The organism is Arthrobacter alpinus (assembly GCF_001294625.1).
Classification (GTDB): Bacteria; Actinomycetota; Actinomycetes; order Actinomycetales; family Micrococcaceae; genus Specibacter; species Specibacter alpinus_A.
On sequence record NZ_CP012677.1, the window covers coordinates 3,024,552 to 3,043,394 of the forward strand.

General features: G+C 64.8%; 17 protein-coding genes. 8 read left to right on the top strand and 9 right to left on the bottom strand.

Annotated elements, in window-relative coordinates; all coding sequences use genetic code 11:
* The first annotated feature begins 14 nt into the window (after positions 1–14).
* Positions 15–782: a DUF427 domain-containing protein gene (locus AOC05_RS13745; RefSeq protein ID WP_062007712.1), complete on the top strand. Its 768-nt coding sequence runs from the start codon at positions 15–17 to the stop codon at positions 780–782.
* Positions 783–1,101: 319 nt separating this feature from the next.
* Here AOC05_RS13745 and AOC05_RS19510 read toward each other — a convergent pair whose 3' ends face one another.
* Positions 1,102–1,266: a hypothetical protein gene (locus tag AOC05_RS19510; protein WP_157374993.1), complete on the bottom strand. Its 165-nt coding sequence runs from the start codon at positions 1,264–1,266 to the stop codon at positions 1,102–1,104.
* Positions 1,267–1,321: 55 nt separating this feature from the next.
* On the opposite strand from AOC05_RS19510, the gene AOC05_RS20850 reads away from it, so the two are divergent.
* Positions 1,322–1,444, top strand: a complete 123-nt coding sequence (locus AOC05_RS20850) for a ribbon-helix-helix protein, CopG family (protein WP_082357984.1) — start codon at positions 1,322–1,324, stop codon at positions 1,442–1,444.
* Positions 1,445–1,671: 227 nt separating this feature from the next.
* Positions 1,672–1,866 carry a hypothetical protein gene (locus tag AOC05_RS13755; RefSeq protein ID WP_062007714.1) on the top strand — a complete coding sequence of 65 codons (195 nt, stop codon included), beginning with the start codon at positions 1,672–1,674 and terminating at the stop codon, positions 1,864–1,866.
* Between the two features lie 46 nt (positions 1,867–1,912).
* Here AOC05_RS13755 and paaZ read toward each other — a convergent pair whose 3' ends face one another.
* The 4 genes from paaZ to AOC05_RS13775 form a co-directional block, all read right to left on the bottom strand.
* The gene (gene paaZ, locus AOC05_RS13760) at positions 1,913–4,042 is read right to left on the bottom strand and encodes a phenylacetic acid degradation bifunctional protein PaaZ (protein ID WP_062007715.1); all 2,130 of its coding nucleotides are present in this window, start codon (positions 4,040–4,042) and stop codon (positions 1,913–1,915) included.
* A 67-nt stretch (positions 4,043–4,109) separates the two neighbouring features.
* Positions 4,110–4,937, bottom strand: a complete 828-nt coding sequence (locus AOC05_RS13765) for a 3-hydroxyacyl-CoA dehydrogenase family protein (protein ID WP_420480399.1) — start codon at positions 4,935–4,937, stop codon at positions 4,110–4,112.
* Positions 4,938–4,987: 50 nt separating this feature from the next.
* The gene (locus AOC05_RS13770; protein WP_062007717.1) at positions 4,988–5,779 is read right to left on the bottom strand and encodes an enoyl-CoA hydratase/isomerase family protein; all 792 of its coding nucleotides are present in this window, start codon (positions 5,777–5,779) and stop codon (positions 4,988–4,990) included.
* Positions 5,780–7,006 carry a thiolase family protein gene (locus AOC05_RS13775; protein WP_062007718.1) on the bottom strand — a complete coding sequence of 409 codons (1,227 nt, stop codon included), beginning with the start codon at positions 7,004–7,006 and terminating at the stop codon, positions 5,780–5,782.
* Positions 7,007–7,328: 322 nt separating this feature from the next.
* Between AOC05_RS13775 and AOC05_RS13780 the strand changes: the two genes are divergently transcribed.
* Entirely contained in the window at positions 7,329–9,536 is a 2,208-nt protein-coding gene (locus tag AOC05_RS13780) for a S9 family peptidase (RefSeq protein ID WP_062009801.1), read from the top strand.
* 79 nt (positions 9,537–9,615) lie between these two features.
* On the opposite strand, the gene AOC05_RS13785 is transcribed toward AOC05_RS13780, so the two are convergent.
* Positions 9,616–10,206, bottom strand: coding sequence for a GNAT family N-acetyltransferase (locus tag AOC05_RS13785; RefSeq protein ID WP_062007719.1), 591 nt, complete (start codon positions 10,204–10,206; stop codon positions 9,616–9,618).
* Between the two features lie 159 nt (positions 10,207–10,365).
* Between AOC05_RS13785 and AOC05_RS13790 the strand changes: the two genes are divergently transcribed.
* Positions 10,366–11,748 carry an MFS transporter gene (locus AOC05_RS13790; RefSeq protein ID WP_062007720.1) on the top strand — a complete coding sequence of 461 codons (1,383 nt, stop codon included), beginning with the start codon at positions 10,366–10,368 and terminating at the stop codon, positions 11,746–11,748.
* On the top strand, positions 11,745–13,226 hold the full coding sequence (locus AOC05_RS13795) for a pyridoxal phosphate-dependent decarboxylase family protein (protein WP_062007721.1): 1,482 nt from the start codon (positions 11,745–11,747) through the stop codon (positions 13,224–13,226). The genes AOC05_RS13790 and AOC05_RS13795 overlap by 4 nt, the downstream gene beginning before the upstream one ends.
* A 53-nt stretch (positions 13,227–13,279) precedes the next feature.
* On the opposite strand, the gene AOC05_RS13800 is transcribed toward AOC05_RS13795, so the two are convergent.
* A complete protein-coding gene (locus tag AOC05_RS13800; RefSeq protein WP_062007722.1) occupies positions 13,280–14,413 on the bottom strand; it encodes an acetate/propionate family kinase in 1,134 nt (377 codons plus the stop codon).
* The gene (gene pta, locus AOC05_RS13805) at positions 14,413–16,503 is read right to left on the bottom strand and encodes a phosphate acetyltransferase (RefSeq protein ID WP_062007723.1); all 2,091 of its coding nucleotides are present in this window, start codon (positions 16,501–16,503) and stop codon (positions 14,413–14,415) included. Before pta ends, AOC05_RS13800 begins: the two co-directional genes overlap by 1 nt.
* Before the next feature lie 168 nt (positions 16,504–16,671).
* Here pta and AOC05_RS13810 point away from each other — a divergent pair, with 168 nt between their 5' ends.
* Positions 16,672–17,385 (top strand): hypothetical protein, encoded by a 714-nt coding sequence (locus AOC05_RS13810; protein ID WP_062007724.1) that lies wholly within the window; start codon positions 16,672–16,674, stop codon positions 17,383–17,385.
* A gap of 139 nt (positions 17,386–17,524) precedes the next feature.
* The gene (locus tag AOC05_RS13815; RefSeq protein WP_082357985.1) at positions 17,525–18,460 is read left to right on the top strand and encodes a serine protein kinase RIO; all 936 of its coding nucleotides are present in this window, start codon (positions 17,525–17,527) and stop codon (positions 18,458–18,460) included.
* A 27-nt stretch (positions 18,461–18,487) separates the two neighbouring features.
* Here the strand turns inward: AOC05_RS13815 and AOC05_RS13820 are convergent, their stop codons facing one another.
* Positions 18,488–18,808: a hypothetical protein gene (locus tag AOC05_RS13820; protein ID WP_062007725.1), complete on the bottom strand. Its 321-nt coding sequence runs from the start codon at positions 18,806–18,808 to the stop codon at positions 18,488–18,490.
* Between the last annotated feature and the right edge of the window lie 35 nt (positions 18,809–18,843).

Here is an 18,843-nt window from a genome sequence, read left to right on the forward strand (position 1 = left end):
CGCAAGCTGGAGGCATGGCCACCAAGATATCCGCAGCACTACAGGCGCTCTCGCGCGACCTTCGTTACGAACCGACCACCAAGCGCATCCGCGCGTATCTGGGGGCTGAGCTGGTTCTGGATTCCCGCAGTGCCGTGGTCATGTGGGAACCCCGTCGGGTGGTGCCGTGCTACGCGGTGCCGGCCACCGACGTCGACGCCGTCCTGAGCGTGGCCGGCCCGCCCACCCGGGACGCCGGCGCCTCTCCCGCGCAACTTCCGGGCATTCCCTTCAGTCGGCACAGCACGCCCGGCACGCCCCTTGATGTTTCCGCGGGCGGGGCAACGGCCGCGGGCAGAGGCTTTGAGCTAAAAGACGCGGACCTGGCCGGCTACGTGGCCTTTGATCCCGAGGCGTTCACCTGGCGGGAGGAAGAGGACACCGTGCTCTCCCACCCGCGGGACCCCTTCCACCGGGTGGACATTCGCCAGAGTTCCCGGCGCGTGAAGGTCACCTCCGATGAACTGGTGCTGGCGGAATCCTCGGCCCCGCTGATGGTGTTTGAAACCAATATGGCCGAGCGGATCTATCTGCCGTCCGAGGACGTGAACTGGGATGCACTGACGCCCACTGACTCATCCACGCTGTGCCCCTATAAGGGCCAGGCGAGCTACTGGCGCCTGGCTGGCGGGCCCGACGGCGACGTGGCGTGGAGCTACCTGGAACCCCTCGCCGAGGCGGGCGAGCTGGCCGGCTACGTGTGCTTCTACGACAACCTCGTGGACGTGGCTGAACTCCCGTGATTGAGGCCTCCGGTGATCGAGACACCGGTGATCGAGCCGGGCCCCCGACCGCGAGGGACCCGCTGGGAGCTTGCGAGCAGTGGGAGCTTGCAAGCAGTGGGAGCTTGCAAGCAGTGGGAGCGGTTGGGGAGCGAAATCACAAGGGGTTTCGACAAACTCGACCACCGGCTTGTTTCGTCGGAGCAATATCGGGAACAGGGTAAGTAAGCGCTGAGCCAGCCCACACAGGGAGCCACTACCGTCCAGCTGAAACCATGTCGGGACGGATGTTCCTCGGTGCCGCAAAGTCGGAGTTGTTTACCACGAACGTGGCCCGTTCTCAGGGGTGTGCCGATTCGAAGTAGAGACGCTGTCCGCCGACGATCAGGGCATCCAGCGGTGCGCGCACCGATTCCAGCTGCGCCAGCTGGTCGACCCGTGCGTCGTAGGACGCCGTCAACTGCCGGCAACCGACGGCCGAGAGGGGACGTGCGCTGCGGGACACAATCTCGGGCCGAGTGTATAACTTTTCTTATAACGCGGAACAGGACGCTGGCACAATGACGATCTCAATTCGACTCACGCCCGATGAAGAAGCCCGACTTGACGTTCTCGCGCGCCGCACCGGCCGGTCGAAGAGCTTCTACGTGAGAACCGCGCTCCACGAATACCTGGCAGATTGAGACCACCGCGGGGTTCGGCGCTACCGCCGCGGCATTTATTGATTCCTCAGGCTCATCAGATCTCTCATTGCCGCTGCCTTCAATACTTTGTGCACCTCGAGTTGTTCAGCAAGCAGAATCCTCTACAGGACGGCTCGCCAGATACGCCATGTCGTGTTCCCCTGGCAGCTGGGTTGCCAGCTTGGTATCAATCGGCATTCGATACGGGTAGTCCCGATTAGGTTCCTATGGATGGCCTCGCAGAGTTCAATCTCGTCGCGTTGTTGTTGGAGACCGCATTGGCCCCGAAACTTGCAGGTTGCGAGGGCATCTGCGTGAACTTCAGCGTCAAGGACGCGTCTGCCGAGCAGCAGAAGTTCGCCAAGCTGGCCGGCTACGTGCCCCTCTACGACAACCCGGTGGACGTGGCGAGACTCCGGTGATTGAGCTTGTCGAAATCACAAGGGGTCTCGCCACGTCCACCGGCGCCTAGGCGTAGATCGTGTTCTCTTTCTCCACCAGGGTCAGCACATCGTAGGTCGCCACGATCTCACCGTTCTGGTTGTGCAGGATCGCATCCCAGCACACCTCACCGTATTCGTCGGTGACACGCGGGGTGATCTTCTTGGCCGTCAGCGTCACACGGATCGAGTCGCCGGCAGGCACGGGTGTGATGAACCGCAGCGCCTCCAGTCCGTAGTTTGCCAGCACCGGCCCCGGCGCCGCCTCCACGAACAGCCCGGCAGCCCAAGACACCAGCAGGTAGCCGTGCGCCACGATGCCCGGGAAGAACGGGTTCTTTTCCGCCGCCACAGCGTCGGTGTGGGCGTAAAAGGTGTCGCCGGTGGAGTTGGCGAACGCGGTAATGTCAGCGAGCGTCACCTCCCGCAGCCCGGATGCGAAACCATCGCCGATGCGCAGCTCAGCGAGCGACTTCCGGAACGGATGCACCGTCGCGGCGACTCCGCCGAATCCGGGATCGCCGGCCAGCGCCTGGGCGGCGCCGGTGTGCCACACACCGGTGACGGCAGTGAGCATGTTGGGTGAGCCCTGGATGGCTGTGCGCTGCATGTGGTGCTTGATAGAGCGGATGCCGCCCAGTTCCTCGCCGCCACCGGCGCGGCCCGGCCCACCGTGGACCAGGTGCGGCACGGGCGAACCGTGGCCGGTGGATGTCCGCGCATCCTCGCGGTTGAGTACCAGTACGCGGCCGTGGTGGGCCGCAATCCCCGTGACCAACGCCTGAGCCGTGGCGGGGTCGTTCGTGCACACGGTGGCCACGAGGGACCCGGCCCCCAGCGCAGCGAGCCGAACCGCCTCGCTGACATCGCCGTCGTGCGTCTCATAGCCAATCACGCTGGACACCGGACCAAACGCCTCCAACGAGTGCACCGCCGGCGCCTCGGCATCGGCCCAGCTCAGCAACACCGGCGACATGAAGGCACCGTCGACGACGGCGGCAACGGAGCCGTCCGCGCGCGTCACCTCAGGTGCGTCCAGGGTTCCCCAGGCCAGCTCACCGCCGGCGGCGATCATGGCCTCGACAGCCGAGCGCACGTCAGCAAGCTGTTCCAGCGAGGCAAGCGCACCCATCGTGACGCCTTCGGCGCGGGGATCTCCCACCACCACGCGTTCGCGCAGGCGCGCGCCGATGGCGTCGATGACGGCCTGCTTGAGCTCGTTCGGCACGATGGTGCGGCGGATGGACGTGCACTTCTGCCCGGCCTTGACGGTCATCTCGGTGACCACGGATTTGATAAACGCGTCGAACTCCGGTGTGCCGTGGACCGCGTCCGGGCCTAGGATGGCCGCATTGAGCGAGTCGGTTTCCGCCGTGAACCGGACGCCACCAAACGCGACGTTGGGGTGGCTCTTCAAGATATTGGCGGTGGAGGCGGAACCCGTGAAGGAGACCATGTCGCGGTAGTCCAGGACGTCCAGCAGGGTGCGGGCGGAGCCGGAGATCAGCTGCAGCGAACCTGCCGGCAGGATCCCGGACTCGACGATGGCACGCACGGCCGCCTCGGCCAGGTAACCGCTGGGGGTGGCCGGCTTGACGATAGTGGGGACGCCGGCAATGAAAGCGGGTGCGAACTTCTCCAGCATGCCCCACACGGGAAAGTTGAAGGCGTTGATCTGCGCGGCCACGCCGGGGATCCTGGTGTAGATGTGTTCGCCGATGAATGATCCGTCCTTGGAGAGCACCTCCACCGGGCCGTCCACAATGACGTTGGAGTTGGGCAGCTCGCGCCTGCCCTTGGAGGAGAAGGTGAACAGCACGCCGATGCCGCCGTCGATGTCCACCATGGAATCGATCTTCGTGGCGCCGGTCCGCGCCGACACGGCGTACAGCTCCGTGCGGCGGTCATTGAGGTACGCGGCAAGTTCGCGCAGCTTCAACGCCCGCTCGTGGATGGTCAGCTTGCCAAGTTCGGCCTGGCCCACGGTGCGGCCGTACTCGACGGCGGCACCCAAGTCCAGTCCCTCGGTGGACACTCGGGCCAGCAACTCGCCCGTACTGGCGTCACGGGCGTCAACCCCGGTGACATCGCCGGAGGGAGTCCACCAGGTGTCCTGGATGTAGCTCGGAACAGTCTCAATTGACGGTGCAGTGGTCATCGTATGACCCGTCCTTTCGGGGTTGGTCTTGGTTGTTGGTGCCGTGCGAGTGCCAGCGGAGGGCACGCTATTGCCAGTCAAAAAATCCCTTGCCGGACTTGCGGCCCAGCTCGCCGCGGGCCACCTTCTCGCGCAGGATCGCCGGCGGCGCGAACCGCTCACCCAGCGTTTCGGCCAGGTATTCGGCGATGCCCAGGCGCACATCCAGGCCCACAATGTCGGTGGTGCGCAGCGGGCCTGTGGGGTGTTTGTAGCCGAGCACCATGGCGGCATCGATGTCCTCGGCGCTCGCCACGCCCTCTTCCACCATGCGCATGGCCTCCAGCGCGATCGCCACACCGAGCCGGGAGGAGGCGAAGCCCGGGGCGTCGTTAACCACGACGGCGGTCTTGCCCAACGCTTCCACCCAGCCTTTCGCCGTGGCCACCAGTTCAGGGCGTGTCTGCTTGGCGATGACGACCTCGATCAAGGTGGAGGCCGGGACCGGGTTGAAGAAGTGCAGGCCGATGAAGTTCGACGGCCGCGCTAGCTCGGCGGCCAGCCCGGACATGGACAGCGAGGAGGTGTTCGAGGCCAGCACTGCCGCCTCCGAGAGGTGCTTCTCCACCCCTTGCAGGGAGGACACCTTCAGGTCCCAGATTTCCGGGACCGCCTCCACCACCAATTCACAGGGGACAAAGGCGGCGTAGTCGGTGGACACGCTCAGACGTTGCATGATGATGCCGCGGCTGACTGTGCGGCCCTCCGCCGTGCCGTCGGCCAGTCCCCGCTCCACTGACTTCGCCACCGAGGATCCCACACGCTCACGCGCACCTGCTGCTGCGTCGTCGTCGCGCTCCACCACCAGCACCTCGCAGCCAGCCATCAAGAAGGCGTGGGCAATGCCGGCGCCCATACGCCCACCGCCCAGCACGCCCACACGGGCTGGCAAATTCGTCACTTTGCTCATTTTTTCCTCTTGTCCAAGAAGGCCTGCATGCGGGCAAATTTTGCCGGCGATTCAAACAGTTCGGCCTGCGCCTGGTTATCCACCTCGGGGTGGGCCTCGCGCGGTTCGTGGAAGACGCGCTTGGTGGTTTGCACGGCCAGTGGATCCTGGCCGGCGACCTTGTCGGCGAGCGCGTGCGCGGCGGGCAGGAGCCCGGCGGAATCAACCAGCTCGGTGATGAGCCCGCGCCGCAGGCAGTCCTCGCCCGTGAGGATGCGCCCGGCCAGCAGGATTTCCTTGGCGACCGGTTCGCCCACCAACTCTTTGAGCCGCCAAGTGGCACCGGCCGCGGCCATGATGCCCAGCCCGGTTTCCGGCTGGCCCATGCGCAGCGCCGCGGTGCCGATCCTAAAGTCGGCGGCGTAAGCAAGCTCCGCCCCGCCACCAAGCGCATAGCCGTCCAGGGCGGCGATGACGGGCATAGGCAGTTTCGCGATCCGCTCAAACAGGCCCGAGTTGATGCCGGCTAGGGCGTCCTCGCGACGGCGTTCGCGCAGTTCGGCAATGTCGGCGCCGGAGGCAAAGATTCCCTTGGCCCCGTCGGCGCTCGGGCTGCCGGAGAGGATCAGTACCTTCGGCGTTTGTTCCAGATAGGCGCAGACTGCGTGCAGTTCCGCCACCATCGCAGCGTCGATCGCGTTGCGTACGGCTGGCCGGTTCAGCTGGACGGCCACCCGGTCCCCGCGCTCGGTGACCAGCAGCGTGGCGAAAGTGGCCGCATCGAGGCGGGCTGCGCCGTCGTGCGCCATTTACAGGCCTTCCACGAGCAGTGCGGCGCCCTGGCCCACGCCAATGCACATCGTCGCCAGACCGATGCCGCCGGGTGATTCGCGTTCCAGCCTGCCCAGCAAGGTGATGACGATGCGGGAGCCGGAGGAGCCCAGGGGGTGGCCCAGGGCGATGGCGCCGCCGTCGTGGTTGACTATGCCCGGGTCTAGGCCGAGCTCGCGCATGCTAGCCAGTGACTGGGAGGCGAAGGCTTCGTTGAGTTCCACGGCGCCCAATTGGCTTGCGCTGATCCCCTGCCGTTGCAGGATCTTGTGGCTGGCGGCGACCGGTCCCATGCCCATGATCTCCGGGGCCAGGCCGGCGGCGGCCCCGTCGATGATGCGGGCGCGGGGGGTGAGCCCGTACTTTTTGATGGCTCGTTCGGAGGCCACGATGATGGCCGAGGCGCCGTCGTTCAGGCTGGAGGCGTTGCCTGCGGTGACCACGGAGCCGCCCTTGACCACGGGTCGCAGACCGGCCAGAACCTCCAAGGTGGTGCCGGCGCGAGGGCCCTCGTCGGTGTCCACCACGGTGTCCTTGCGGCGGCCCTTGACGGTGACGGGAACGATTTCCTCGCGGAAGCGCCCGGCGGCGATGGCGGCGAGCGCGCGCTCATGGGAGTGGACGGCGAAGGTGTCACAGTCCTCCCGGGAGGTGCCGAAGACGCGGGCCACCTCCTCGGCTGTTTCCGGCATGGAGTACGTCATCTTGCCGTCGCGGGACAGCTCGCCGGAGAGGAAGCTGGGGTTGGTGAAGCGCCAGCCGATGGAGGTGTCGAAGGTGTCCCCTGGCTTCGCGAACGCCTTATCCGGCTTGGCCATGACCCAGGGGGCACGGGACATGGACTCCACGCCGCCGGCCACCACGATGTCCGCAGCCCCGGCCTTGATCATGTGGCTGGCCTGGGTGATAGCGCTCATACCGGAGGCGCAGAGCCGGTTGACCGTGATGCCGGGGACGGTGTCCGGGAAGCCGGCCAGCAGCCACGCCATGCGGGCCACGTTACGGTTTTCCTCACCGGCGCCGTTGGCGTTGCCGAAGATGACCTCGTCGACGTCCGCCGGGTCAATGCCGGTCCGCGTGATCAGCTCCTTGATGGTCAGCGCCGCGAGGTCGTCTGGCCGGACGCTGGACAGGGCCCCGCCGTAACGCCCCACGGGTGTGCGGACCCCGCCCACCAGAAATGCCTGCGGTGTGCCTGCAACCATGATTGAACCCTTCAAGCGTGCGGTATCGGCCCAGCTGGTGCCGGCGCCGGGAACGGCTTATCAAATTACCGACCGTTCGTTCTATAAATATTCCATGTGATGGGGCGCACGGTCAACCTTGCCGTCTTGGTGGCGCATTTTGGCCCCGTTTTCGGCGAGAACGGGGCCAGGCCACGAGAACGGTGTATCTTGTCCGCGCGTTGGCGAGTTAGCCCCGTTTTCGGCGACGGCGGGCCGGCGCGTGGCCGGGGCATCGCCTGGCCCGCTCCGCTCTGGGCATACACCACCGCCGTCGCTGGCATCCATGGCTACAGTGGATTCCATGACAACACCGGACACCGCAGCCACCCTTTCCGCTCCCGCAGCAGTCCCCGCGTCACCGCCGGTCGCCAAAAAGGTGCCGGTGGAACGCACCCACCACGGGGACACCCTGGCGGACAACTACGAGTGGTTGCGCGAGAAGGAAAACCCGGAGGTGGTGGCCCATCTTAACGCCGAGCAGGCCTACACGGACGCCGTCACCGCCGGGCAGGAGTCGCTGCGCACCGACATCTTCAACGAGATCAAGAACCGTACCCAGGAAACCGACCTGTCCGTGCCCAGCCGCAAGGACGGCTGGTGGTATTACTCCCGCATGGTGGAGGGTAGCGCCTACTCCATCCAGTGCCGTGTGAAGGCCGACGGCGACGGCAGTGCCGTTGCGGACTGGACCCCGCCAGTGGTTGAACCCGGCGTGGACGTGCCCGGCGAGCAGGTCATTCTGGACGGCAATGCCGAAGCGGAGGGCAAGCCGTTCTTCTCTCTCGGCGGCGCCGCGGTCACCCGCGACGGCAACCTCTACGCCTACGCGGTGGACAACGCCGGGGACGAGTTGTTCACTGTCAGGATCAAGGACCTGCGCACGGGTGAGCTCCTGGAGGACACCATCGAGAACGTGTTTTATGGGCTGACCTTCTCCCCCGACGGGAGCACCTTGTACTACATGCTCGCCGACGACTCGTGGCGTCCCTACCAGGTCAAGACCCACATCCTGGGCACCACCGTGGACCAGGACGAGGTGCTTTACCAGGAGGATGACGTGGCCATGTGGACGGGTTTCGGGCTCTCGTCCGACCGCCGCCACCTGGTCATCAGCATCGGCTGCTCCGAGTTCAGCGAGGCCCGGCTACTGGCCTTCGACGCCCCGGAAAAGGGTCTGCAGACCCTGATTCCGCGCAGCGAGCAGATCTTGTACGACGCCGAACCATTCCTTTGGGAGGGCGCCGAAAAGGTCCTGCTGACCCATGACCGTGACGCCGTGAACTCCATGATTTCCCTGGTCGACGCCGCGGAGTTCGCCAAGCCCCTCGGCGACCAGGTCTGGGCAACGGTCATTGCCCACGACGACGCCGTGCGTATCAACGGGGCCACCGTCACAGCCACCCACATGGTGGTTTCGCTCCGCAAGGACACCATCGAACGCATCCAGGTGACCGCGCTGGAAGGCTTGGGTGCCGCGGAGCAGGCGGCCGGCGTCGAACCCGCCTTTGACGAGGAACTGTATACAACCCAGATGGGCGGGACGGAGTTTGAGTCCCCCGAGATCCGACTGGTGTACACCTCCGATTTCACCCCGCCGCGCGTCTACGACTTCGCCCTTCCCACCGCCGCACTGCCCAGGGGTGAGCTGTTCTTACGCAAGGAAACCCCGGTGCTTGGCGGCTACCGGCCGTCGGACTATGTGGCGAGCCGCGAGTGGGCCACGGCCGACGATGGCACCAAGGTTCCGCTGTCGGTGCTGCGCCGCTCGGATCTGGTGCCGGACGGTTCCAACGCCGGTGTGGTCTACGGTTACGGCTCGTACGAGGTCAGCATGGATCCCGGCTTCGGTGTGCCGCGTCTGTCGCTGCTGGACCGCGGCGTGGTGTTTGTCATTGCGCATGTGCGCGGTGGCGGCGAGATGGGCCGGCACTGGTACGAGGACGGCAAGAAGCTGCACAAAAAGAACACCTTCAGCGACTTTGTGGCGGCCACGGACTGGCTGGCCCAGTCCGGCTGGGTGGACCCGGCCCGGATTGGTGCCATGGGCGGCTCGGCGGGTGGCCTGCTTATGGGCGCTGTGGCGAACCTGGCGCCGGAAAAGTACGCAGCCATCGTGGCGCAGGTGCCGTTCGTGGACGCCTTGACCACCATTTTGGACCCGGATTTGCCGCTCTCCGCGCTGGAGTGGGAGGAGTGGGGCAACCCCATCACCGATCCGGAAGTGTACAAGTACATGAAGGAGTACACGCCGTATGAGAACGTGCGTGCAGTGGCCTACCCGAAGATCGCGGCCGTCACCAGTTTCAACGACACCCGTGTGTTGTATGTGGAACCGGCCAAATGGGTGCAGGAGCTGCGCGAAGTCTCAACCGGCTCGGAGCCGATCGTGCTGAAAATCGAGATGGACGGCGGCCACGGCGGCGCGTCGGGCCGCTATGAGGGCTGGAAGACCCGCGCCTGGGACTACGCTTTCCTTGCCGACGCGATCGGCGCCACCACCCTGCGCTAAATCGACGCCGCATCAGAAAAAACCCGGATTTAGCGAACGCTCCGGCAGTCATTGCTGGAGCGTTCGCGTTAAGTGCCACTTATGTGATGCCGGGTCCGAGATGGGGTTGTTGGTCGCGGACCACCGCGTAGATGGCCTCGGACGTCCATTCGCCCTTGAGATACATGTTGTTGCGCAGCACTCCCTCAAACAGCATGCCGAGCCGTTCACAAATGGCTGCGGAGGCAGTATTTCGCGCATCCAAACGAGCTTCAACACGGTAAAAGTCCAGCTGATTCATGGCTAAATCCAGCACCGCCCGCGCCGCCTCAGTGGCGTAACCGTGTCCTTGGGCTTCCGGAGCCAGCGTCCAGCCTATTTCGCCAAAGCGCTCGGGCTTGGGCCCCTCGGGCTTGCCACCTTCGTTCCATTTCAACGCCATCTCACCCACCAGACCCGGTGCTGATTTGAGCTGTACCGCGAACGTCGCCCAGTGGCCCGGCTCATTGAAAGGTTCCTGAACATAGCGGGCAATCCTGTCCATGCATTGGGCATAGGACCGGGCCTCACCATACAAGTACCGGGCTGTCTCGGGCAGGCTCTGATAGCGGTAATAGTCGTCGAGGTCGTCGGTGGAAAAGTGCCGCAGGATCAGCCGCTCGGTGGTCAGGGGACGAGGAATCTCAACCATTTAGCCAGCCTACGCCTCCAGTACGACGGCGGAACGTGACCGTGCGCAGGAGGTGAGATTCCGCCGTCGTACGTCGCCTGAGAACAACCGCGCCTGCATCAAATGGCGCACTGACGCCATAAAGTGATGCAAGTCTCATGGCGTGCGTACACTTCACTCATGAGTACCCTTGATGCGCCGCTACCGGCCCGGACCGTAACGCGGTACGCCATCGGTTCCCTTGGCACGGGAGGATTCGCCACCCTTCCGGGGCTGGTCCTGATTTATTATATGACAGACACGCTGGGCATTGCGGCGATCACTGCCGGGCTGCTGGTCACTGCCGCCAAGGTGTGGGATGTGATTATTGATCCGGTGATTGGTGCGAGGTCTGACCATTCGCTGGCCGTGACGGGGTCCAGGCGCCGCTTCATGATTCTGGGCGGGTTACTGTTGCCGCTGTTCTTTGTGCTCACTTTCGCCGTGCCGTCGGGCATGGGACCGGGGTTCGCTGGACTCTGGGTTCTTGTGGCGTTCATGGCAACGGCCACGGCGTTCAGCCTCTTTCAGGTTCCATATATAGCCCTGCCAGCTGAGCTAACATCCAGTTATGACCAGCGCACGCGGCTGCTCTCGGTACGCGTGGCGGTCCTTTCCGTCGCGATCTTGCTGTTCGGCGCGGGCGGGCCAGCGCTGCGTTCGCTGGGCGGAGAGGACCAGGCTCTGGGATACCTTCTCATGGCGTTGGTTGCGGGCTTGCTCATCGGGGTGGCCATGTTGTTGACCTCGGGTGTTGCCGAGCGCTCAATCCCCGGCACCGCTGAACGCGGCAACATTGCCAGCAACTACAAGGACGGTCTGGCAGCGCTGAAACGCAGCCACGCCTTCCGCGTGCTGCTGCTCTGTTTTGCCCTGCAGGGTTTGGCTACCGGGGTCATGCTGGCCGGCGCACAGTACGTGGCCACGTGGGTGTTGCATGCGGAGTCGGCCGTGACGAACTTGTTCGTCGCATTGATCGGACCGGCACTGCTTTTCGCCCCGCTGTGGCGCATCGTTGCCGGCCGGATCGGCAAGGAACGGGCGTTTCGCTATGCCAGCATCATGTTTGGCGTCGCTGCGCTGGCACTCGTTGGCATGACGGCCGCCCCCGGCGCCTGGATTTACTTTCCTGTTGCGCTGGCCGGCGCCGGATACGCCGGCATGCAGTCGCTACCGATGTCGATGCTCCCTGATGTCATCTCGCACGACGCGAAAAACCATGGGGAGGGCTCCGCTGGTATTTTCGGCGGCGTCTGGACGGCAGGGGAAACCACGGGCATGGCATTGGGAGCCACAGTCTTGGCCCTGGTATTGGCGGCCAGTGGCTACATGCAATCCGTGGCCGGGGAAACCGTGACGCAGGGGCCCGCCGCAATCAACGGAATCATCCTCAGCTTCAGCGTCGTCCCGGCGGTCTTGATCGTGGTCAGCCTGCTGGTGTTCCGCCGTTACCCCCTGAGTCAAGAAGACATCGACGCAACCCCCAACACGTCAACAACACCACACACAGAAGGAGCCCAATGATCCCGTTTGCCGCCACCGCCGAAGACATCCTGCAGGAGCTTGCAACGCTCCGCGCGGCCGACGCCCCCACCCACGGCGGGAAGGTCCTCTCCTACGTTTATGACTCGGGCTTGGCGGCCGTTGACGATCTTGCAGCGGCGGCCATGCTGGCGGTCCAACCGCTGAACGGACTTGACCCCACCACTTTCACCTCGATTGCTGTCATGGAGCGGGAAGTCATCACCTTCATGCGTACCCTGCTCGGCGGGACAGAGGACATCGTCGGAACCGTGACCAGCGGCGGCACCGAAAGTTGCATGCTAGCGGTGAAGACGGCTCGGGAAAATTTCCGGGGCGTCGGGGTTCCGCGGCTGCTGGCCCCGGCTTCTGTCCATGCCGCTTTTCACAAGGCCGCGCACTATTTTGGTCTTGCCCTTGACTTGATCCCGGTCGACGCCGATGGCCGCGCGGACACTGCTGCCATGGTGGCGGCGATGGGTCCCGACGTCGCCCTTGTGGTTATCTCAGCCCCCTCCTACCCACATGCTGTTTTGGATCCGGTGTCCGAGATTGCCGCCGCCGCCCAGTCCCAGGGCATCGACTGCCACGTTGACTCCTGCATTGGCGGGCTTGTTCTGCCGTTTTGGCCGGATCTGCCCGATTGGGATCTGCGGGTCCCGGGCGTGACCAGCATTTCTGCTGACCTGCACAAATACGGCTACGCACCCAAGGGCGCATCGGTGCTGTTGACTCGTGGACGGGACCGGCAGCGGTCGCAATATTTTGCCACGACGTCCTGGCCCGGATACCCCGTGGTGAACTCGACCCTGCTCGGCTCCAAGTCCGCAGGGCCGCTGGCTGCCTCATGGGCCATCATCAAGTTGCTGGGAACGGCCGGCTTTGCGGAGTTGGCTGTCTCCTGCCACCGCGCCACCGTTGCCTTGTTGGGGACCGTGGCGGGTATCGAGGGACTGCGGGTTTTTGGAAGTCCCACCGGCCCGCTCTTTGCCGTGGCCGTTGATGCCAACGCACCCGCGGACCGCAGGATCGATCCGCACCACTGGGCGGACCGGCTGAAGGCCCATGGATTCACAGCCCAATTGCAGCCGTCGTTCACCCAGGCCGACGGCTCCGTCCTGCCACGAACCACCCACCTGACCATCACACCCGTCACTGAATCCCGTCTGCCCGAACTCCAGGAAGCCATGTTCCAGGCTGCTGAGGAGGTCCGTGGCACCCCGGGCATCGAGCCGGCCCAGGCGCTGGGTGCAGCGGAGGGCTCAATGTCCACCCTTTTGGGAGGGGGCTCGCAGATCACTATGGACTCGGCGACTGCCCGCCAAATTCTGGGCGCCTTCGGCTTGGACGGTGCCGGGTTGCCCGCTGACATGGCGCCGGTACTGGCACTCGTTGAGGCCCTGCCCCGGCCGGTCACGCAATGGCTGCTCACCGAATTGCTTGCCAGCCTGGTTGAGCCGGGGCAGGATGCCCACGGATAAACCCCATATTTGCAGAAGCGTTGGGGAAAAGTCGGCTTAAGGTGGTGCAGCGTTTAGCTGGCAAGCACGATGGCGGCGGTCGCCTCCGCGATGGCCTGCTCCTCGTCCGTGGGCACCACCAGGACGGGAATCGCGGAATCGGCGGTGCTGACCACCCGGGGCGAGGTGACGCGCACGAGGTTCGCGCCGGCGTCGAGCTTGACCCCGAGCGCACCCAACCTGTCCACAACCAGGGCGCGGAAGACGGCGGAATTCTCGCCAATGCCTGCCGTGAACACCAACGCCTGGGCCCCGCCCACCGCCACGTGGTAGCCGCCAATGTACTTCGCCAACCGGTACGACGCGACGTCCAGGGCGAGCCGGGCGTGCCTGTCACCCGCCTCGGCAGCATCCACAATGGCGCGCATGTCGTTGTTACCGGCGAGCGCCTTCAGGCCCGATTCCCGGTTCAGCATCGTGTCAATCTCATCGGCGGACAAGCCCTGGCGCTGCAGATAGATCAGGATGGACGGGTCCAGATCGCCGCTGCGGGTGCCCATGACCAGACCTTCCAGGGGGGTGAACCCCATGGACGTGTCGATGCTTGCCCCGCCTTGGACGGCCGTGAGCGAGGCTCCGTTGCCCAGGTGCGCCACCACGGCGTTGAACCCGTCCAATGGCACACCCAGCAGCGCGGCCGCACGCCCGGTCACGAACTCGTGTGAGGTGCCGTGGAAACCGTACCGGCGGATCCCGTATTGCCGGTACAACGAATCCGGGACCGCATAGCGCCATGCGTGTTCGGGCAGTGTGCGGTGGAACGCCGTGTCGAAAACAGCCACCTGGGGCAGGTCCGGCCACTTTGCGGTGATGGCCCGGATCCCCAGCACATTGGCCGGGTTGTGCAGCGGCGCCAGCGGGTTCAGCCGTTCAATGGCCCGGGTGATCTCGTTGTTGATCAGCACCGGCTCGCTGAAGCGTTCTCCGCCGTGCACCACCCGGTGCCCGACGGCGTCGAGCGGCTTTTGCGTCAGTACACCTTCCAGCACGGCCGCCACGTCCTCCATCGCCTCGCCGTGGTCGGCCGGCCCCCCGGAGCCTTCGCCAATGCGTTCGATCAGCCCGTTCGCCGCAATCTCGTTGCTGTCGGTGTCCCGCACCTGATATTTCAGTGAAGATGAACCCGAGTTGATGACCAGTACCCGCATCAGGATTCCTTTGCTTCGGTGGTGGCTTGGGCCTGGATGGCGGTGATGGCAACCGTGTTCACAATGTCCTCCACGGTGCAGCCGCGGGAGAGGTCGTTGATGGGTTTGTTCAAGCCCTGCAGGACCGGTCCCACGGCCACTGCGCCGGAGGATTGCTGCACCGCCTTGTACGTGTTGTTGCCGGTATTCAGGTCCGGGAAGATGAACACCGTGGCCTGCCCGGCAACTGTTGAGGACGGCATTTTGGAGGCGGCAATGGAGGCGTCCACGGCGGCGTCGTATTGGATGGGGCCCTCAATGGGGAGGTCTGGACGCGCTGCCTTAGCCAATTCGGTGGCCCGGCGGACCTGGTCCACTGCGGCACCGGAGCCGGAACCGCCCGTGGAGTAGGACAGCATGGCTATGCGCGGCTCCACGCCGAACTGGGCAGCAGTTTCCGCTGACGCAATGGCGATGTCCGCCAGTTGCTCGTCGTTGGGTTCCGGGTTTACGGCGCAGTCACCGTACACCAGCACCCGGTCCGCCAGGAGCATCAGGAACACGGAGGAGATGATCCTCACGCCAGGGCGGGTCTTGACGAACTCCAGTGCGGGGCGGATGGTGTTGGCGGTGGTGTGTGCGGCGCCGGAGACCATGCCGTCCACGTGACCCAGCTGGACCATCATGGTGCCAAAATAGGAGCCGTCAACCATGATCTCCCGGGCGCGGGCAAGGTCCATGCCCTTGTGTGCGCGCAGGCGCTGATATTCCACGGCAAAGTCCTCCCTTAGTGGGGATGTTTGCGGGTCCAGCACCGTTATACCGCTCACGTCAATGCCGTGGGCGGCCGCCAATTCCTGGACGTTGGCCGGCTGTCCAAGAACTGTGAGATCGCAGACGTCCCGGCGGTGCAGGATCTCGGCGGCCGCCAGGACCCTGATGTCGGTGCCTTCGGGCAACACAATGTGCTTGCGGTCGCTGCGGGCCCGTTCAATGAGGTCGTGCAGGAACCGAAGCGGCGTCATGGTGGCAGGCCGCGGCAGGGACAAACGCTCCAACAGCTCCCCCTCATCGACGTTGCGCGCCCAGGCACCCATGGCCGCGGCCACCTTCCGTCGCTGCCCTGAGTGGATCTCGCTGCGCACCTCACTGACGGCGCGTGCTGTGAGATAGGTGTCGGCGTCGTGCAAGAAAACGGGGAAGGGGGCGTGGGCTAGCAAGGGAAGCACATGCGGGTCCGGTGCTAGGCCGCCGGTGAGGATCATGCCGCTGGGGACCGGGAAGTCCGGTGAGAACGCGGAGGCGAGCGAGGCGACCATGACGTCGGCGCGGTCGCCGGGGACAATGACCAGGTCGTTGGCCTCGAGCTGGCTCAGGAAGTTGCCCACGGTCATGGCGGCGACCTTAATGGCGTGGACGTCGCGCTCCAGATCGGGGCTGCCGGCCAGTTGGCGCAGGCCCAGTGCGGTAGCCACCTCCCCCACGGTGGGACGTGAGATCTGGGCGATCTCAGGGATCACGTAGACGGGCCGGTGACTGGCGCCGGGGCGGACGGCGGCTTTGATGGCGGCCGTGGCGCCCGGGTCGGCCCGGTTCACCATCATGGCCAGCAGCGAACAGTTCTCCGCGATGAGCTCTTTACGCGCCACGTCGACGGCGTCGGCAATTTCATGCGAGGACAGGCCTCCGGCCCCGATCACGGCTAGAACGGGCAGCCCCAGGTTGTTGGCCAGCCGGGCGTTGAGGTCGAACTCCACAGCCGCGTCCTGACCGGTGAGGTCGGTGCCTTCCACGATCACCACATCGCATCTTTTGGCGATCTCGCTGAAAATCTCCACGCTGCGTGTATCAATTTCCTCCCGTCGGCCGGCTGCGAGCAGGGCCCGGGCCTCCGCCCCGCTCATGCCGGCACGGCACACTTCCGGGCTCAGCTGGTACATGCGCCGGAGCATGATTACGGTGGGGTCGTTTTCCGGATCGGGCCCCGAGGTGATGGGCCGAAAGAAGCCAATCCTGTCCGCGTGCCGGTGCAGTGCGTCGGCCAACCCCAATGACACCAACGTTTTCCCGGATCCGGGTGTGGTGGCGCTGACATAAATCCCACGAGTCATGGTCAGGTTCCGCCTTTCGAGCGTCTTACCTAATCCAAACATGGCTGCGACAGATCCGGTGCAAATTGCGGGCCGAATCACCCTTTCTCTTCTCACAGTGCGGCCACTATTGATGGCTTCGGGGCGGCCACGGCGCCTGGACGGTTCCCGCCCGCCTAAAGTTGAGGCATGGACGGACTTGTCGAGATCTTATTTGGGCCCTTGGGCAACAGTTTCACCATCGTCGCCCTGGCGTTGAAGATCCTGGGGGCACTGATCATGAGCTTCGCCTTGGCGCTTCTGGGCCGACGCAACGAGGTGGGCTGGTGGCTGGCCATTGCCTCCTTCGCCATGTTCTTACTCGCCGGCACCTTCGTCGTCCCGCTGGACTTCATCTCCTCCGCGGCCGTGGTCACCTTCTACATCGTGGGTTCTTGGATCCCACCCATCCTGGGTATCGCCGTGAGTCTTTATGGCCTGCTGTGGTTCAGAAAAGCTCCCACAGTACAGCCGTTGATCCGCGACATTTCCTTGCGCCGCTTCAGCCCCACCGACCTGGCGACTCCCTTGCTCATCGCCTTGATACTTGGCGCTGCAAACCTGATCCCGGTACTTGTGTTGAACTCCAGCGGAAGCGGCTCGACCCTTTCCATTCCACTGACGCCCATGTTCGTCAGCGGATTCTTGCATGGCTTGCTTGCCGCCGGGCTCCTCGGGCTGGCGCTTCGTTCCCGTTGGGCCTGGTTCTTGATCGCTGCCGCTGCTGTTGCGGCGGTGGGCGCGACCACACTGGCAGCCCAGGGTTCGGTGCTGATTTTCATCTACCTGACCCAGGTGGCACTGGCCGTTTACAGCTGGGGACGGTGGGGCGGGCTGCCCACCGCCGCAATCACCCGCCGTTGACACCGCCGCGGAACCCGTGATCCAATGAAAACGGCCATTGGCCCGCTCGAATTCGACCCTAAGGAGGACCCCATGATTTCTCGCTCAGCTTTCCGCGCCCACATCATTGCTGCGTCCTTCCACAGGAGTCGATTCACCCATGAAGTTCCCTGCTGACCAACAGCACTTCGAAACACCGTCCCGCAAATCCTCCCAGCGCCGTCGTGCCAACAACACCAACCTAAGATCTGGCAATGACTTTGCCGCTGAGACCTTCGAACGCGAGTCGCGCTCCGCAGACTGGAACGTCCTTGACGATTCCCTGGCGGACGACCAACGCTGGTCCACCTGGCCCGGGCTGGAAAAGCTCATGCGCGGCCCCGCACCCTATCCTGCCTTCGTCATTGAAGATGCCGGGGCCATCGACACCGACCTTGGTGTTCTGAAAACCGGAAAGGAAGCGGATGTGTTCCTGGTGGAACGCGCCACCGATTCCCGCAGGGCCATACTGGCAGCCAAGCGCTACCGGTCCGCCGAACAGCGCCTGTTCCACAGGTCCTCCGCCTACACGGAGGGCCGCACTGTCAGGCGTTCGCGTGACGCCCGGGCCTTGAAGAACGGCAGCAGCTACGGGCGGGAGGTGGAAGCCGCCCGCTGGGCCAACGCCGAATGGACGTATCTTCGCATGGCCCATGAATATGGCATACCCGTGCCATATCCAGTGCAGATTTCCGGCACAGAGATCATGATGGAATTCATCGAGGATCCGCAGAATCCCGGCGTTGCGGCGCCACGCCTGCAAACCGTCCACCCCAGTCCGGAACAGCTACAGGGCTACTGGGACCAGGTGCTCGCCGCCATGGTCGCGTTCGCACGGATGGGCTTCGCCCACGGCGATCTCTCCCCCTACAACGTGCTGGCTGCCGGGGACCGGCTGGTGATCATTGACCTGCCGCAGCTGGTGGATCTGGCCGGCAACCTGCAGGCCGTGGAACTGCTGGCCCGGGATTGCAAGAATATGTGCGCCTGGTTCACGTCTCGCGGTCTGGTGGTCGACGACGGCGAACTGTTGGGCGAGCTACTCGCCGCCAGGTAGCCGGTCCCGGCGGCGGGCGCCCCGCGCTCATGGGACCATCGTACGGATCTTGCCTGGGCCAAATGGCAGCCAGGGTGCCGAGTAGAGCAGTGCCTCGGTGGTGCCGGGCACTGCTTCGAATCTCACTTCACCAAACTTCCACATCCGGTTGAACAAGAAGATGGTCACCGTGGCGGCACCCTCCCCTGGGACCTTCCAATTCCGAGTCCCCCACTGGGCCGGCTGGGCCACCCCGTTAACGACCACGGTGGGCTTGGGGAACCATCCCAGCCAGGGCTTGCGCAGGGTCAGCTGAAAGTGGGGAGGTGTTGCTATGGGCGAGGTCACGTTTTCCAGCTTACCGGCCACGTGGTCGCACCATCCGAGGAGAGAACGCCCGGACC

Coding starts and splice junctions, on each gene's coding strand:
- AOC05_RS13755 (WP_062007714.1), top strand. CDS start 1,672: ATGGATGGCCTCGCAGAGTTCAATCTCGTCGCGTTGTTGTTGGAGACC.
- paaZ (WP_062007715.1), bottom strand. CDS start 4,042: ATGACCACTGCACCGTCAATTGAGACTGTTCCGAGCTACATCCAGGAC.
- AOC05_RS13790 (WP_062007720.1), top strand. CDS start 10,366: ATGAGTACCCTTGATGCGCCGCTACCGGCCCGGACCGTAACGCGGTAC.
- AOC05_RS20850 (WP_082357984.1), top strand. CDS start 1,322: ATGACGATCTCAATTCGACTCACGCCCGATGAAGAAGCCCGACTTGAC.
- AOC05_RS13745 (WP_062007712.1), top strand. CDS start 15: ATGGCCACCAAGATATCCGCAGCACTACAGGCGCTCTCGCGCGACCTT.
- AOC05_RS13800 (WP_062007722.1), bottom strand. CDS start 14,413: ATGCGGGTACTGGTCATCAACTCGGGTTCATCTTCACTGAAATATCAG.
- AOC05_RS13770 (WP_062007717.1), bottom strand. CDS start 5,779: ATGGCGCACGACGGCGCAGCCCGCCTCGATGCGGCCACTTTCGCCACG.
- AOC05_RS13795 (WP_062007721.1), top strand. CDS start 11,745: ATGATCCCGTTTGCCGCCACCGCCGAAGACATCCTGCAGGAGCTTGCA.
- AOC05_RS13780 (WP_062009801.1), top strand. CDS start 7,329: ATGACAACACCGGACACCGCAGCCACCCTTTCCGCTCCCGCAGCAGTC.
- AOC05_RS13810 (WP_062007724.1), top strand. CDS start 16,672: ATGGACGGACTTGTCGAGATCTTATTTGGGCCCTTGGGCAACAGTTTC.
- pta (WP_062007723.1), bottom strand. CDS start 16,503: ATGACTCGTGGGATTTATGTCAGCGCCACCACACCCGGATCCGGGAAA.
- AOC05_RS13785 (WP_062007719.1), bottom strand. CDS start 10,206: ATGGTTGAGATTCCTCGTCCCCTGACCACCGAGCGGCTGATCCTGCGG.
- AOC05_RS13775 (WP_062007718.1), bottom strand. CDS start 7,006: ATGGTTGCAGGCACACCGCAGGCATTTCTGGTGGGCGGGGTCCGCACA.
- AOC05_RS13815 (WP_082357985.1), top strand. CDS start 17,525: ATGAAGTTCCCTGCTGACCAACAGCACTTCGAAACACCGTCCCGCAAA.
- AOC05_RS13765 (WP_420480399.1), bottom strand. CDS start 4,937: ATGGGCGCCGGCATTGCCCACGCCTTCTTGATGGCTGGCTGCGAGGTG.